Genomic DNA, 15,006 nt, shown 5'->3' with positions numbered 1-15,006 from the left:
AGACCCAATGATCTCTAGAACCAGCGGGGAATACATCCCCCTCAGAGTTACTGGCCGCTTAGGCCGTTGAGACCCTTTAACTTTTGCCTAAATATAAATCTAACATCACCCTCAGAGTTACTGGCCGCTTAGGCCGTTGAGACTTAACATTAACTGCTAAAGATACTATTTTTAAGCAATCCCTCAGAGTTACTGGCCGCTTAGGCCGTTGAGACTTCTCTGACGCGTGGAGCAAACTCGACCGTTATTCCCTCAGAGTTACTGGCCGCTTAGGCCGTTGAGACAGGGTTCTCCTCATCTAATTTTTTTTGTTCTGCGGCACCCTCAGAGTTACTGGCCGCTTAGGCCGTTGAGACGGCCTTGTGTTAAAACATCATCTACTGATTTTTAACCCTCAGAGTGACTGGCCGCTTAGGCCGTTGAGACTTATTAACGGTTGTCCACGACAACCAACCCAACGACCCTTCGAACTGCTAACTGCTTTTTTCTAAGTAAAAAATTGCGTACTTCCCCGCCGCCCTAGTATTATAAAAACTGCCTCGCTGTGGATAACCGAAGAATGCTCTTTAACAACAAAACCTTAGAAACAGCCCTTTGTGACTTTTTAATCAATAGGGCGCGAATAGATTAAAAATCAATAACTTAGCTTGATTTATCGCGTCTTTTTCGCTATTTTTAAACGACTCTCTTGTGAATAACTTGAGGGCGGGGGAAACGGGCTTTTAACTGCTTGAAATCGTTGAGAAAAAAAAGGGTACTCCCTCAGAGTTACTGGCCGTTGAGACATATTAGAGGTCTTTGTATGATAAAAAGCACTGCACCCTCAGAGTTACTGGCCGCTTAGGCCGTTGAGACTCATATCGATATCTCCATTTTGCCTTACCTTCCCCCTCAGAGTTACTGGCCGCTTAGGCCGTTGAGACCATAATTTTACCAATTAGGCGATTAGAGAAAACAGAACCCTCAGAGTTACTGGCCGCTTAGGCCGTTGAGACGTGTGATTCAAGATTTTCTTGTATGTGCTTAAGTCCCTCAGAGTTACTGGCCGCTTAGGCCGTTGAGACAGCGCAAAAGCGACCACTTCATCACATAATGTTTTACCCTCAGAGTTACTGGCCGCTTAGGCCGTTGAGACCATCTGCAAAAGTTTTTAGAATAATTTCACCGACTCCCTCAGAGTTACTGGCCGCTTAGGCCGTTGAGACTTCGTCTTTCAACGAAAAAAAACCATAGTAAAAATTCCCTCAGAGTTACTGGCCGCTTAGGCCGTTGAGACAATCAGCTTGCCATTTTTCAAAATCAAGTGTTTTTACCCTCAGAGTTACTGGCCGCTTAGGCCGTTGAGACCTTTCAAAGCAGTCTCAATATGCGAGTTGTAGTACCCTCAGAGTTACTGGCCGCTTAGGCCGTTGAGAAAATTTTTTAGTATCGAAGAGCTGTGGTGCATCCCGCAGAACTGCTAACCACTTTTTTTAAGTAAAAAAAAGGCCTGCCACCTAAGTAGCAGACCTTTTAAAAAGACAATATGGTGATTATTGAACGGCGGGCGTTAATTCCGTTTTTCTGAGCTCTTTCATCCGCAAGCCGATGTTGCCCAGAATTAACATCAAGCCGCCGATGATTTGATAAGCCGTTAAGCCCATATCAAGGAATAGCCAGTTGATGGCGGCGGCGAAGACAGGGAAAGACAGCTCGGCCAAGGTAGCCAGTTGTGCCGGCACGGTTTTTAGTCCTTGATAATAGAACCACATGCCGATAAAACCGCTCAACAAAGCCATGGCAATAGCAAGGCTTAAATCGACAGGCTTCATGGCAAGCAAGGTATCAGACTGCGCTAGCGCCATTGGTAACAAGACTAATAAACCCGCCACAAACCGACCTGACATAATCGCGTTCGCTGGCATGTGTTGATGAGACAGATATTTGCCACAAACCGTTGCAGCACCCCATGCGATAACCGCAATCAAGGTATAACCATAGCCTTTTAGGATGCTCGTAGTGTCGCTTGAATAATGCCATTGCGCATCACCTAACTGACGTAAATCTGGCCACATCATCACAAAACTGCCCAATAATATAACCGCTGCCCACTGAACGAAATGCCCTTCAATGCGTTCTTTTAGCAACCAATACGCCAGCAAAATCGCCACGATTGGCTGCAGTTTTTGCAGCAAGATAACCACAGTTGGGTTCAAGTAATGAAAAGCTTCAGTGAACGCCAAGGTGCCCATCGCAGAACCGATGCCACCAATAAAAAACAAACACGAAAAGCCGCCTATCGACATATGACGATAAACATGGCGATAGCGCCACAACATAGGGCTGACAAACAGCACCAAGGTGAGATGTTCGATTAAAACAATTTGCAGAGTGGAATAACCCGCACCCAACAGAGGGTAACGAATTAAGGTATCAAGCGCCCACGTGAAGCACGCGATCATGATAAAGAAAGTGCCTGCCATCTTTGGTTTCTCCAAATATCAAGATGTACAGGGGTGATGAGAACAAATACTACCAAGATCTGTACGCAAAAAAGCACAGCTCAGAAGCCCCTGAAAAACAGGCGCAACAAAGGCTTGGTCGATCTTCTATCATCCGGACTATGACCGTCGGCTCTGGAGTCTCACCAGATCTGCTGACCCTTGCTCCTTAAAAGGCATTTCTTAAGATGCTTTTCTTAAAGTAAGCAACAAGGCGCTCGCGGGCTGTTTAACTGGATTATTAAATCAAGAAAAAATCACCGCCGGTGGGGAATTTCGCCCCGCCCCGAAGTTCGATTAATGTAAAAATTTACGTCCTAACTTTAAACCCATCGCCCAGCTTAGGCAATAAGTTCAATAGGTATGGGAATGAAATAGTCTATTTCTAACTCAACAAAAATCTGACCTTTTCTTCAGGTTTCATATAAACTCACAGGCCAAATCAATTTTCATTGAAAAGGATGACTTCAGTGCAAACTTCCTCTAAAAGCGGCATTTTTTACGCGCTAACTGCGTTTATTTTATGGGCCATCGCGCCGATTTATTTTAAAGAAATGTCTTTTATTCCTGCGCAGGAAATCCTTGCCAATCGGATTATCTGGTCTTTCCTAATTGTGTTTGTATTGATCATTCTGTTGCGAAATATCGACAAGCTCAGGGTCGTCATTCGCTCCCCCAAAATGTTAATGGCGATGCTGGCATCTACCGTGTTAATTGCTTTTAACTGGGGAACCTTTATTTGGGCTGTGCAAAATAACATGATGTTGAGTGCAAGTTTGGGTTATTATATCAACCCGCTGATTAGCATTTTATTGGGCGTTATCTTCTTTAAAGACAAACTAGACAAGGTTCGACAAGCCGCCGTGGTGTTGTGTTTTTGTGCCGTGGCGTTTGAAGTGATTCAGTTTGGCTCTCTGCCTTGGATCGCACTGACCCTTGCAGTGACTTTTGGCTTTTATGGATTGGTACGCAAAAAAGTTGCCGTCGATAGTTTTACCGGCATGGCGATAGAAACCGCCATTTTACTGCCAATTGCTTTGTTGTATTTAACCTTCAGTGACTCGCCTAGTACGAACCTATTTGAAAACACCAGCAGCGTAAATTGGCTGCTATTTGCATCAGGTCCAATCACCATGGTTCCGCTTATGTGCTTTGCCGCGGCGGCCAATCGTGTGAGTTTGGTGACGCTTGGATTCTTCCAATATATCGGTCCAACAGGCATGTTTATTTTGGCGGTATTTTTGTACGACGAACCGCTCAGCCCTGAAAAACTGACTACTTTTGTACTAATTTGGTCGGCGCTTGCCATGCTGATCGTGGATTCCATTCGCCGTATTCGTAAAACCAAAGCGGCGACACTCAAAGCCACTAGCATTGATAAAAAAGCGCTTTAATTCACCACAAGTACATGGCTAACACCACGTCATGTACTCGCAATAAATTGTTAACAACCATGATGTAAGCTCCAAGGATGCTTATTTACTAAACGAATGGATATTCGACATCATGAAAACAAGGCTCTTAAACGTACAATCAACACTTAAACCTCTTGCTGTTGCCATCAGTGCAATCACTCTATTGAGCGCCTGTGCAAGCCAACAAAACACGCCATCTACAAGCGCTCACTCAAGCACTCCAATAGGTCTGGGTTACCAGCAAACCGTTCCCGCACCAAGCGTGTCTTTTCCTTTGCCTGCCGTAGACAATATTGAAAACAACGGCAACGAGCATAAGTACAATCCTGCCTACAACCCAATCCTCGCGTTGCTTTCTGGGTTCAATAAGGTATGGACGCTAGGAGACGAGCAATGGGCAAACGGTGGCGCAAACAGCAAAGGACCCGCTGACTTTAGCCATGCCGAAATTCTCAATCAAACCGCTTGGCAAGAAAACATCGCTTATGTGGTAAAAGTCACCAACAATCGCACTTATCAACAAACGCTTGATGCCTATTTAGATGATCGCCGCGACAAAAACTTCAGTGTGATTGATGGCTTCGGGCCACTGACCAACGCCTATATAAAAGGCGCTCAAGCGCAATCGAATGTGCCCCTGCATACTGTTAGCGATGTTACTAGAGCATCGTCCGATCCGGCTTATTTTGACGCCAACGCGACACTGGACTTCTCCGAAGGCGGTGATGATGACAACGCAAAAGGTTTGTCCTCTTCTGAGCTAGGCAAAGTGGTTGATTTTGTGCATTTGCTGCGTGAGAGTTCAGCATCAACCTCGCCATCAAAGTATACCTTCTCCTCTCCTCGTCCTTGGCGCATGAATAACAAAGGACAAGTCATTCCTTTAGATGCCAATAACGACGGCGTTGCAGATACAGAAACCCTAGGCGATAAAACATTTGAACTTTACGAAACAAACGTTTCTATCGTTCCTTCTCTAAAATATCAGCGCCGCAAAGCGCAAGACGGCCGCCGCAAAGATGGTGCTTTTCCAAGTGGTCATACTAACGCAGGATACCTAGCCTCTTGGGCATACGCATACGCCTTCCCTGAACGATTCGCAGAAATGGTGACACGAGGTTCCGAGCTAGGTGAAAGCCGTATCTTGGCGGGCATGCATTCACCGTTCGATGTCATCGGCGGGCGCATCCAATCTCAAGTCGTCGCTGCAGCAGCGTTGGCAAATAACCAAAATACAGAACTCAAACAAGCGGCTTATGCTAATACTGGCGCGTATTTTTCTAAACTGTCTGGCAGCCAGTCGCTTTACGAACTGGCTCACCAAACCGATAACAATGATCGCTGGGCAGACCATGACCACAATAAAGCGCTGTATCGTTTCCGCATGACTTATGGTTTTACTCAAGACAAGAGTAAAGCAGGACAAGCGCCTATTGTTCCTAAAGGTGCAGAAACGATTTTAGAAGCTCGCCAACCATATCTAACAGCGGAACAACGTCGCGCAGTGCTTTACACCACATCCATTGACTCTGGTTACCCTGTACTGGATAACTCAAATGGTTGGGGACGCTTAGACTACGTAACCGCTTCCGATGGTTACGGCGCGTTTCTAGGCGATGTGACTGTCACCATGGACGCATCAAACGGTCGCTTCAATGCCCATGATTGGTGGCGTAACGACATCAGCGGTAAAGGTTTGTTGACCAAGCAAGGCACGGGCTGGCTCACCTTAACAGGTCACAACAGCTATGAAGGCGGTACTATACTAAAAGAAGGCACGCTAGAAGCTCAGTCTAGTGACGCATTTGGCTCTGGCAATGTGCTTGTTGAAGGCGGCTCGCTAGTCGTGAATGCCAAACTCGCAGTCAATAACTACGCTCAACAGGGCGGAACTCTTACCTTATCAAATGAACAACCATTAAAGGTAAATAACAAGGTAGTTATCACTGGCGGCGATATTGTGGTTAAAACGCATAGCAAACCCGTTGAAGGAGATCGCATCAAGCTAATTTTGGCAGATCAATTCGAAGGGACATTTGACAAAGTCATCACTGAAGGCTTTAAAGCGACCGTTCTGTATGATGACTCAGGACTAAGTCTTTTGGTCAAATAATCTGCTGCGTTAAAATGACTTTGGTAAAGACAAAAAGAGCAAAGTTCATCATTCAACTTTGCTTTTTTTTGTTTCTTTTTTAGCCTCCAAGCCTCACAATCGCCGCATGTTTGGCTATTGATTATACATAATGAAAATCATCTCGTTTGACGCACTAAGAACCCTCCATTTACCTCAGGTTAAGTACATAAAACCTGAGTCTATGTACGACCATTTGGAGGAAATCAAAGAAGCCGATTGGCTGCTTTTTCCACAATACTGGCAACTTACGGCTTTGGTTCACGGACTGAAAAAACGTATTTTTCCAAGCCTTGCGTCATACATGATTGGCCACGATAAAATCGAAATGACTCGAACATTTCGCACTGTTGCACCACAACAACATCCTTATACGGTTATTTCCGCCAACACACCTTATGAAGCGGAGAAAATTTGGGATGAAATGCCATCACCTTTTGTAGCTAAAATCCCAAAAAGCAGCATGGGCAATGGCGTGTTCTTAATAGAAACCATTGGCCAGTGGCGCGATTATGTCGCACAAACCGATGTTTTATACGTGCAAGAATACTTGCCAATAGACAGAGACATGCGTGTTATTTGGGTCGGTAATAAAATTGTTAGTGGCTATTGGCGTCTACAGTCAGACAATGGTTTCCACAATAACATCAGCCAAGGCGGACAAGTGGAAGTCGCTCTGATCCCAAAAGAAGCGCAAGACTTAGTAACCTATTTGGCCGAGTCGCTGGACATCAACCACGCAGGGTTTGATATCGCTATGGTCGGATCTGTGCCTTATGTGATTGAAATAAATAGAATTTTTGGCAATCAAGGACTACCCACCATTCAACAGGATGTGAATACTGAACTGCTTAATTACCTCAACGAACAGCATTTACTATCAACCGCGATGTTGACCGACCAGCCCAGCGGATTCTAAACAACCCTATACTCACACAACATCTAAAAATGAATTCAGGTGCTGTGTGAAATAACGCACAAAAAAATACTTGTTTATGCTTTTCGTCATCGTTGCGTCATATAACACAGCTAATATTCACCGATACAAAAATCATTCTTTCTCGTAAGGACTTTCCTTTGAACACTAGAGCAATTATTCCTGTAATCGGCATCTTGGCATTAACTGGCTGCAGTTCTGTTGGTACCACCTCAAATACACCGTCTGACGCTTATGTTTATGGAACGAAATCCGTTTATGTTCCGCAAGACAATGCGGAAAATTACAGTTCGGTGCCAGCAAGTTTCACACTGGTTTACACAGAGTTAGTCGCTCGTCACGGCTCTCGTGCGCTTTCTAGCCCGAAATACGACGACATCAGTTTAAAAATCTGGCAAGCCGCCAAACAACAAAACGCATTAACACCTCTAGGCGAACGTTTGGGCGCTGAAATTGAGCGTTTAATGGCAGCCAACGTAAAAATGGGCTACGGAAATTTATCCGAACTAGGTAAGCAAGAGCACATCAAGATCGCCGAGCGTATGGCAAAACGCGATGCAACCTTGTTCGATCAAGCCGTGAAGAAGCAACAAAAAATCGCCTTGGAATATTCAGGTAAAGATCGTGCGAAAGATAGCGGTCTGGCGTTTGTTGAAGGCCTAGAAAACGTCTATCCAGATTTAGCACCACTGATCAGCGAGCCTGTTAAGAACAAAGCGCAGCTTTATTTTCACAAGCAAGACAATAACAAAGATTACCAAGACTACGTTGATGAAAACCCGCAGCTACGTGCAGCAGTCGAGCATTTATTTGATCAGCCAAAATCACACCAAGTGGCAAGAGAAATGTTAGAACGCGTTTACACGCCAGCCTTTATTGATCAGCTTGAAGCAGGCAAGTTGTCTTTCCTAAAAGTTGGCAAGAAAAAACCGACCGTTTATAACGATGTGGAAGCGGCAATTCAGCTATTCAATCTATATCTAATTGCTCCCGGCTTAGCCGATGAAGCAGGCGCACAGCCATGGAACTTCACTCAATTCGTCACACCAAAAGAATCTCAATGGTTGTCTTATGTGCTGGATGGGGAAGATTTCTATGAGAAAAACCCAAGCTTCTCCGACACCAACATCACCTACAAAATGGCGTCAGTTCTAGAAGACGATTTCTTCAATGAGATCAAAGGCGTACAAGATGGCACAAATACCAAAGCGGCCAAAATTCGCTTTGCTCATGCTGAAACCATCATTCCGTTTGCCGCACAAATGCAGCTAAAAGGCAGTGAAAAAGGCGTGTCTCGTGAAGCTGGTTACACACTGGAAACAAGTCCTTGGCGTGGCGGCTGGGTTGCACCTTACAGCGCCAATATCCAATGGGATGTTTATCGCAACCAAGCAGGCAGCTTGTTGGTAAAAATGCTTTATAACGAAAAAGAAATTGCCTTCAAAGACAGCTGTAAACCCATCGCAACGGGAAGTCACTTCTACCAATTCGCAGAACTAACCCGCTGTTACGGAAAATAATCATTTGGTATTGAAAGATTCCAAATAAGATAAAAAAACAGCCACGATGCTTCAACCGCACATGGCTGTTTTTTTACATTGAAATAAGTAATGAATTACTGAACTTGCCTTGCCATCACGATCATTTTATCAAGCGCTGTGTTCAAAGGTTTAGCGACTTCCGGTCTAATCCTAGTATTTGCCGTACAATCATTGATGGCTGCGGCGTATTCTGTAAAAAGTTTTCGTTCTGAATAACGCTCACTAAGATGCTTATAAAACGTGGCTTTCTGGCGATCAAATAACCGTTGCATGAGTTTAGCTTGGGATTCGTTGCCGCCATACATGCTTAATAATTTTGGCGTGATAACATCATCTTGAAGGAAGTTTTTGTATGCGGATAAACCGTTGTGGACGGTCGCCATATCTTCGGCTGCATAGTTATTGGCAAAATTGTCCAATTTGGTATCAACGAACTCCACCAAAGCAAGACAAGAATTAAGTTCGTTAATGGAAGGACTCGCCGCAAACATTGCAGGTGAGCAAAGTAAACTGATGACAAACATGAGGTGTTTTTTCGTTTTCACAGACCTTCTCCTTGTTATTATTTTTATAAAACCGATCAAACGCTCAACGAGTAGAACTATGTCGTTTACATAAAATAACACTAAGGCTGGTTTAAACAAAAACTTATCACAGTAATTATCAACAATACTTCTGTAATCTAACTGCTAAGCCACAAAAGTAGTGTGTTGTTTGAAATAGGAATCTGGTGTTATTTAGCGTTGCAGTCAGAAAAGACTCGTTCAGTTGAATCAGATGAAGAACCTCACTAATATTTGAAATATTAGTGAGGGACAAAGCATGATTACCGTTAAGACAAAATACTCGGCGCCGTTTTATTAAGACGCTTGGGGCGTTTTTCCCAGCGTACTTTGACTTCAAATTGCTGGCTGTCTTCATCTTCATAGGCGCGAACTTTAAGCCGCATCAGCCCTTTTGGATCGAGGGTTAATGAGCCTTCTTTTTCTTCGCTAAATTCCAGTTTGCCTTTCGATAAGCCTTTAGAAAGCGCCTTCAATACATCTTGAATATCCTCGGCGTCCAATAAGGCTTCGTATTTGAACTCTGTTTTCGATTTCATAATGCTTACCCGTAGATTCCTTGTAATTCTTCCGCCGTAATAACTTTTACCGTTGGGTAATCACAACTTAACCCAACAACGCCAGTGTCTTTGCCAATCAAAGTTGCGCCGATGCCATAACTCTTAAGCCCTTCCGCTTTTCGAGAATGCGAATCCAATGTGATGTCCGCTTCCACATGCACTAAGCCTTTTTTGATAGCAATGCGCTGGCCTTGCTGACGGTTAATGTGTCCTTGTACAACCACATGAATACCCGCCTTATGAATAGCGTTCACACCGCGATGAGTCAGCGGCAAATCCGCGTCGCGGTATTTTGTTCGGAAAGTATTGGCAATTGAGCTGTAGTAAAAACTAAACAAATCACGGCGTTTCAAATTACGATGAAAGGCTTTGTTTGCGTAACTGGTGCCACTTTTGAGCAGCATTTGTCCCATGCTGTCATCCAGACCAGCATGTAAAAACAAGAAAGAACCGCGCTTGGCAACCAGCTCCATTTTGCGAAAAAACCAATTGAACTCGCCTTTTTTATGCAAGAACAATTGCTGACATTTCAAGGATGTGGCGTAAACCTGTCGCAAGCTCAATCCTGCCGACAAGCAATGCTTCTCGAAGCTGTGATTCTTTGATGCCATCTTGCGTACTTCACGATCAATCCCTTCCGCAGTTAAAAAACCCGCCGCATGAAATGGAAATTCCTTAAACCAATCGTCTCCTGGGAAAAGCAGGTCTCGGCACGTATCTTCATCAGGAATTTTTTTATCCCATTTGGTATCTGCCAAGTACTCATCAAATACTTCACGGAACAGAGGCACGACTTTTTTGCCCATGCGAACAAAGAAATGCTGATTGCCAATGTCCTTTTTACGCGCCAACGCCAGCAATCCCATTAGCAATCGTAAATCGTGGTTGCCCGCCAATAAAGTCACCCGCGCTTTCAGCTTATAAAGCTGTTTGACGCTTCGTAGCAACTCAAGGTTGCTCGGCCCTTTATCCAAACAATCGCCACCCACGATGATCTCTGACTTGCGCCCTTTTTTCGTTAAGGTTAGATGTCCTGTGCCCGCTCTTTTTTTACGTTCCGCCACACCAGCGGCGATCAGAGAAGCTTCAAACGCTACCGCGTCCGCATGAGGGTCGGAGATAAACACCACTGAACGTTTTGGCCAGCGCAGCTTATTTTTTTGAAAACGTGAAGGGGTTTCATTGGACTCAAGTACGTGACTGTTTACTGAGCTATCATCTCGAGGCCAAGACGTCCATTCTGTCGGTAAACGAGAAATAATTTCTGCATGATGCAGACGATTTTTAATGGCAGGAATGGGGCTCGACATGGGATTTTACCTTTCAATTGATGGTTTGAGACCTTTAAAGATAACGTTCTAAAGCACTCCGTCAGAAAATTCAAACAAGATGAGCAGCACAAAAAACAGACTAAGCCTTTAACTATGTCAAAGTTTTATGACAGTAAAATGAAAACTGTCATAAAACTCACATAAAGTGCTTACTTCAAAGAGCCGATCAATTCATAAGCTCGATCAAAATCGATCTTGCCGGTTAAACGATAAACATCCACATTGGCAAGCTCATCACAATAATGGGCAACCGAATCAATGGCGTTTAAATCCGCAAATGCGCCATCGTTGTCCTGATAAAAAGGCCCTGGGCGTTTACGCAAGCCTTCGATCACATCCGGTTGTACCGACAGGTCAACAGCCTCAAGCTGTGTCGCTTCAGTACTGTCTAATGACCAATCAAGCATAATAAGACGAGATAGGTTTGCTGCTAAAACAACACGGTCTGGACCGTATTCGTCTTCGATCTGCACATCGTATTTCTCCTCTAATGACCATAGTTCACTTTTCGGCATTTGGCGTAATGCTTGTTGACGAGACTCTGGCAGAATGTGGCGTAAACGATCTGAATGCAAAAGTGTGCCGGGATTCACTCGCGGCAACTTCGCCAAGCCGATAGTTTGTGTTCCTTTTCCTTGCTCAGCTTTCTTCAATTCTGTTTTTTTCGGCCCTGTATTTTTTAGTAACAGTCGGTCGTTGGTAAGAAAATCTCGTTCTGGATTTTCCAAACAACGTAGCATCAGGGTGGACTTACCACCGCCAGACCCAGCGGCAATCGCCGTCGCTTCACCGTTCACACAAAACGCCGACGCATGGCCCATGGTGAAACCTTCACGTAAATAATGATTGAGAAACTGGTTATTAATAAAGTTAACAATTTGCGCCAAATTAGACGCACAAGGACCCGCTGCCACCGAATGGTCTGGTCGTTGTAAAAATGCCATGCCGGTTTTGAATTTTTTAATCCAACGCCCACCAGCCACATCGATAAAACCTTCTTTACGACCTTGCTTGCCTTCTTCACGTGGGACGTCTAACCAATCCAATTCATCACCAACGGCATTTTGCTCCATGACATACACATTTAAAGAGGTTGTCGTGTGTGCCTCTGCTTTTAAATAAGAACGGTAATAATCAGCAATGCCAGCTAACAACATGGCTTCATTAGAATGCACGGTCACAGACAAATCGGCGAAATGAAGACAAACCGTTTCGTTGCAATGACTTAACGCTTCATTCACATGGGGCAAATTTAATAAGGTTTTAATCATGATCTCGCCTCCTTTAGAGTGCATTCTTGTGCAACACCTTCTTGTGAAACACATATCTGTAAAACATAGTCCGCGTAAACACTGGCCGCATCGATATCACAACCTTCTAACGCGCCTTTAAAACCACCAAAGGCGGACACTTCAAATACCACTGGTCCTTGATCCGTCAAGGCAATATCCACCGTGGTAAAGCTTAGGTCATAACAAGACTGTGCTCGGCGTCCTAACTCAATCAGCTCGGCGTCTGGCTCAAACATCTCATATTTACCACCGCTGTTGATCGTGGTGTTCCAAGAATCTTTATTGCCCACTCGCGCATAAGTGCAAAGGTATTCACCGCCAACAAACACCATGCCTAAATCTCGACCATCTAGTTTTACGGTTTGCTGAATATAATAAATCGACTGAATCTGAAGATACTCTTCTAACGCGTTACGGACAAATTCGTCGCTGTCGTCTTTGGTCAACATGATCATGCCACGCGCTTTGGTGGAATACAGCGGCTTTAAAATCGCCGAACCAAATTCTCGCACCGTGGCAAAAGCTTGTTCAGGATTTTCAGTGATGCGCGTTTTCGGCATGGGAATATTGCCCTGCTGCAACGCCAAGGTGCCGCTCAAACGATTCACCAAGTTACCGACGCTTGCCGTAGGGCTAAACAGTTTAACGCCAGCACGCTCTGCATAAGACAACAAATGAATGCGGTCTTCCGTCGCAGGTGAATAGACTTCACTGATTTTCTTGATGATCAAACCATCTAAGGTCATCAAATCCAAATCTTGGTACATCAGTTGATTGGTATCTAAACGCAATTCCACTTGATTCATATCGATCACGGCACGAAAGCCGGTACGCTCTTCAAGGCGATCAGCCAATACTTCTGTGGACCATTTTCCTGGGATGCCAATGACCCCAATTTTCGGCTTATTCAACGTAAAGCTCCTTAAGCGGTAAAGTGAATGTCTGGGCTTGTTCTGGTGAAAGTTTTGCTAAGCGCTCCAGCAAATATCGAGCACGCAAATGCATTCTGGAAGCCAGTTTTTTATCAAAAATAAAACGTGTAGAAGTAGCAAATGAGCGAGCAAGTCCTGCCGCCAAACGCACTTCAAACGTGGCGTCTTGTTGACGGGCCGCAAATCGTCTACCAAAACGATACACTTCTTTGGCACTTTCCATCATTTGCATGCGAGTCTCACCACTTAATACTTGTAAGCGATAAATAGAGACCATCAACACGGACAAATCTTGTACATAATCAAAGTAAGACGCACGATGCAGATCGATAAAATACACACGCTTTTCCGCGTCGTCATAAATCAAATTGTCGACGTTAAAATCCCCATGGGTTAACACTGAAAAAGGTGCTCGCCACAAGGCTTCCTTGTCTGCCACGGTGCGCACAAGATCGTCAAAACTGGCACTGACATAGCCGCAAATGCGCTCCTCGTCTTTAAAAAATTCAGGATGAACCTTGCGACTGTCTCCAATGCGTTTTTGCAGTTGCTTCATAAAGTTGGCCGAACAAGACTCCGGCGTCAAGGTGACTTTCCACGTTTGATTCAGGGTTTTAAACAAGGCTTTGAGCGCCGCTTGCGTGCCATCACGATCACCAGCAAGTAATAAGGCTTCCAAGGTTTTGCCAGGAATATGCTCGATCAATAAAGACGATTGCTCGCTGCTGCCATCGTTCTTGCCCCCCGTTTGAGACGTTGCTGATTGAGACGTCCCTGATTGAGACGTCCCTGATTGAGAAAGAACGCTTGGGGCCAATCTAGGATCAATATTGCGCCACTGATTCACCCCATCGACTTCTTCTTGAATCTTCGCACGATCACCTTCTTTATAAACCGCCAACACCTCTTTGCCCGATTCATCTTTGTGAGTGATCGCCGCAATGGCGCTGCCAGAGCGAGTTAACGCCAAACGTCGTACTTTCAAATCACGTAGGTCGTAATTCAGGTTCGTTGCACTGTCTAACAAGTGAGGATAATTTTGCAACGTGGCAACTTGCCCAAGATCCGCTTTAATCAAGGCTTCTGCCACGACGCCTAACTGTTCGACCAAACGTTTCAAACAGACATTGCTCAAAATCGCTGCGCGAAGCTGGTCATCATTCAAGTTAAATTTCGCCTGCAAAGTTAGCGCTTGCAGCTCGTTGTAACTTGCTATCAGTTTATGTGTGCGGCGACCTAGCTTGATGCCAGTGCGGCGTCGGTTGTCGTCGCTCACCCCGACTTTCACCAATCGCAAAGCGCGCCTAATGCGTTTCATTAACTTACGACACTCTTGGCCAGTCGGATGTTCAAACGCTTCTTCTAAAGTGCCCTCGCGGACACAATCGAAGCAATGCTTGGTCAGCATCTCTAGAGCAATCACTAAAGAATGCATGCCGCTGACTTGAGCATGAAAGGTGGTATTGGCTTTACGGCGTTCTAATAAGCGAGCGCATTCAATATCGGCTTTTTCACGCAGTGACTGAACATAACCGCGACGACTGCGAATACTGGACAATAACTCAACGGAACCTGATGTGAAAAAAAGCTCGACGAGATGGCAGTGTGTTTCGACTTCATGCAAGAGAAAAGACACATGCTCTTGAAGCGTCGCAACAACTGGGGCTGAAGGCATAACATTTTTCCCTACTACTTTTACCTTTGACTATAACAGACAGTAGAAAGCATCAAGATGACAGTAATATGACAGACCAAGCTCGAACGCAACAGCCATCTGGCGTAATCGCTCAAAATTTCAACACCAGAAGCATGACTTAACCCTAA

11 protein-coding genes, 2 CRISPR repeat arrays and 1 riboswitch (1 of these 14 only partly in view) are annotated in these 15,006 nt (G+C 44.8%); of the genes, 4 read left to right on the top strand and 7 right to left on the bottom strand.

Annotation, left to right across the window (positions count from 1 at the left end; all coding sequences use genetic code 11):
• Window positions 1–426: a CRISPR direct-repeat array (repeat unit 35 nt; unit sequence CCCTCAGAGTTACTGGCCGCTTAGGCCGTTGAGAC); it reaches 735 nt to the left of the window's first position.
• A 393-nt stretch (window positions 427–819) separates the two neighbouring features.
• Window positions 820–1,416: direct repeats of the CRISPR family, unit length 35 nt; unit sequence CCCTCAGAGTTACTGGCCGCTTAGGCCGTTGAGAC.
• Between the two features lie 116 nt (window positions 1,417–1,532).
• Window positions 1,533–2,462 carry a DMT family transporter gene (locus ACO05V_RS03610; protein WP_421847591.1) on the bottom strand — a complete coding sequence of 310 codons (930 nt, stop codon included), beginning with the start codon at window positions 2,460–2,462 and terminating at the stop codon, window positions 1,533–1,535.
• Window positions 2,463–2,579: 117 nt separating this feature from the next.
• Window positions 2,580–2,778: riboswitch (FMN riboswitch) on the bottom strand.
• Between the two features lie 172 nt (window positions 2,779–2,950).
• On the opposite strand from ACO05V_RS03610, the gene rarD reads away from it, so the two are divergent.
• From rarD to ACO05V_RS03590, 4 genes are all read left to right on the top strand, one after another.
• A complete protein-coding gene (gene rarD / locus ACO05V_RS03605) occupies window positions 2,951–3,874 on the top strand; it encodes an EamA family transporter RarD (protein WP_421847589.1) in 924 nt (307 codons plus the stop codon).
• 112 nt (window positions 3,875–3,986) lie between these two features.
• Window positions 3,987–6,008 (top strand): phosphatase PAP2 family protein, encoded by a 2,022-nt coding sequence (locus ACO05V_RS03600; RefSeq protein WP_421847587.1) that lies wholly within the window; start codon window positions 3,987–3,989, stop codon window positions 6,006–6,008.
• 130 nt (window positions 6,009–6,138) lie between these two features.
• Window positions 6,139–6,945: an ATP-grasp domain-containing protein gene (locus ACO05V_RS03595; protein ID WP_421847585.1), complete on the top strand. Its 807-nt coding sequence runs from the start codon at window positions 6,139–6,141 to the stop codon at window positions 6,943–6,945.
• Window positions 6,946–7,103: 158 nt separating this feature from the next.
• On the top strand, window positions 7,104–8,483 hold the full coding sequence (locus tag ACO05V_RS03590) for a histidine-type phosphatase (RefSeq protein WP_421847583.1): 1,380 nt from the start codon (window positions 7,104–7,106) through the stop codon (window positions 8,481–8,483).
• A gap of 95 nt (window positions 8,484–8,578) precedes the next feature.
• Here ACO05V_RS03590 and ACO05V_RS03585 read toward each other — a convergent pair whose 3' ends face one another.
• The 6 genes from ACO05V_RS03585 to ACO05V_RS03560 form a co-directional block, all read right to left on the bottom strand.
• Entirely contained in the window at window positions 8,579–9,049 is a 471-nt protein-coding gene (locus ACO05V_RS03585) for a hypothetical protein (RefSeq protein ID WP_421847581.1), read from the bottom strand.
• A 287-nt stretch (window positions 9,050–9,336) separates the two neighbouring features.
• A complete protein-coding gene (locus ACO05V_RS03580; protein ID WP_421847579.1) occupies window positions 9,337–9,606 on the bottom strand; it encodes an amphi-Trp domain-containing protein in 270 nt (89 codons plus the stop codon).
• A gap of 5 nt (window positions 9,607–9,611) precedes the next feature.
• Window positions 9,612–10,937: a metallophosphoesterase family protein gene (locus ACO05V_RS03575; RefSeq protein WP_421847577.1), complete on the bottom strand. Its 1,326-nt coding sequence runs from the start codon at window positions 10,935–10,937 to the stop codon at window positions 9,612–9,614.
• 170 nt (window positions 10,938–11,107) lie between these two features.
• Window positions 11,108–12,229 (bottom strand): HprK-related kinase B, encoded by a 1,122-nt coding sequence (locus ACO05V_RS03570; protein WP_421847575.1) that lies wholly within the window; start codon window positions 12,227–12,229, stop codon window positions 11,108–11,110.
• Entirely contained in the window at window positions 12,226–13,161 is a 936-nt protein-coding gene (locus ACO05V_RS03565) for a GAK system ATP-grasp enzyme (RefSeq protein WP_421847573.1), read from the bottom strand. The genes ACO05V_RS03570 and ACO05V_RS03565 overlap by 4 nt, the downstream gene beginning before the upstream one ends.
• Window positions 13,154–14,857: a phosphotransferase gene (locus tag ACO05V_RS03560; RefSeq protein ID WP_421847571.1), complete on the bottom strand. Its 1,704-nt coding sequence runs from the start codon at window positions 14,855–14,857 to the stop codon at window positions 13,154–13,156. The genes ACO05V_RS03565 and ACO05V_RS03560 overlap by 8 nt, the downstream gene beginning before the upstream one ends.
• Between the last annotated feature and the right edge of the window lie 149 nt (window positions 14,858–15,006).

This window comes from Marinomonas sp., assembly GCF_965225885.1.
In the GTDB taxonomy this organism is placed as follows: Bacteria; Pseudomonadota; Gammaproteobacteria; order Pseudomonadales; family Marinomonadaceae; genus Marinomonas.
This window is presented reverse-complemented; position numbering and strand designations above follow the sequence as displayed.

Coding starts and splice junctions, on each gene's coding strand:
- ACO05V_RS03560 (WP_421847571.1), bottom strand. CDS start 14,857: ATGCCTTCAGCCCCAGTTGTTGCGACGCTTCAAGAGCATGTGTCTTTT.
- ACO05V_RS03600 (WP_421847587.1), top strand. CDS start 3,987: ATGAAAACAAGGCTCTTAAACGTACAATCAACACTTAAACCTCTTGCT.
- ACO05V_RS03570 (WP_421847575.1), bottom strand. CDS start 12,229: ATGATTAAAACCTTATTAAATTTGCCCCATGTGAATGAAGCGTTAAGT.
- ACO05V_RS03575 (WP_421847577.1), bottom strand. CDS start 10,937: ATGTCGAGCCCCATTCCTGCCATTAAAAATCGTCTGCATCATGCAGAA.
- ACO05V_RS03595 (WP_421847585.1), top strand. CDS start 6,139: ATGAAAATCATCTCGTTTGACGCACTAAGAACCCTCCATTTACCTCAG.
- ACO05V_RS03580 (WP_421847579.1), bottom strand. CDS start 9,606: ATGAAATCGAAAACAGAGTTCAAATACGAAGCCTTATTGGACGCCGAG.
- ACO05V_RS03610 (WP_421847591.1), bottom strand. CDS start 2,462: ATGGCAGGCACTTTCTTTATCATGATCGCGTGCTTCACGTGGGCGCTT.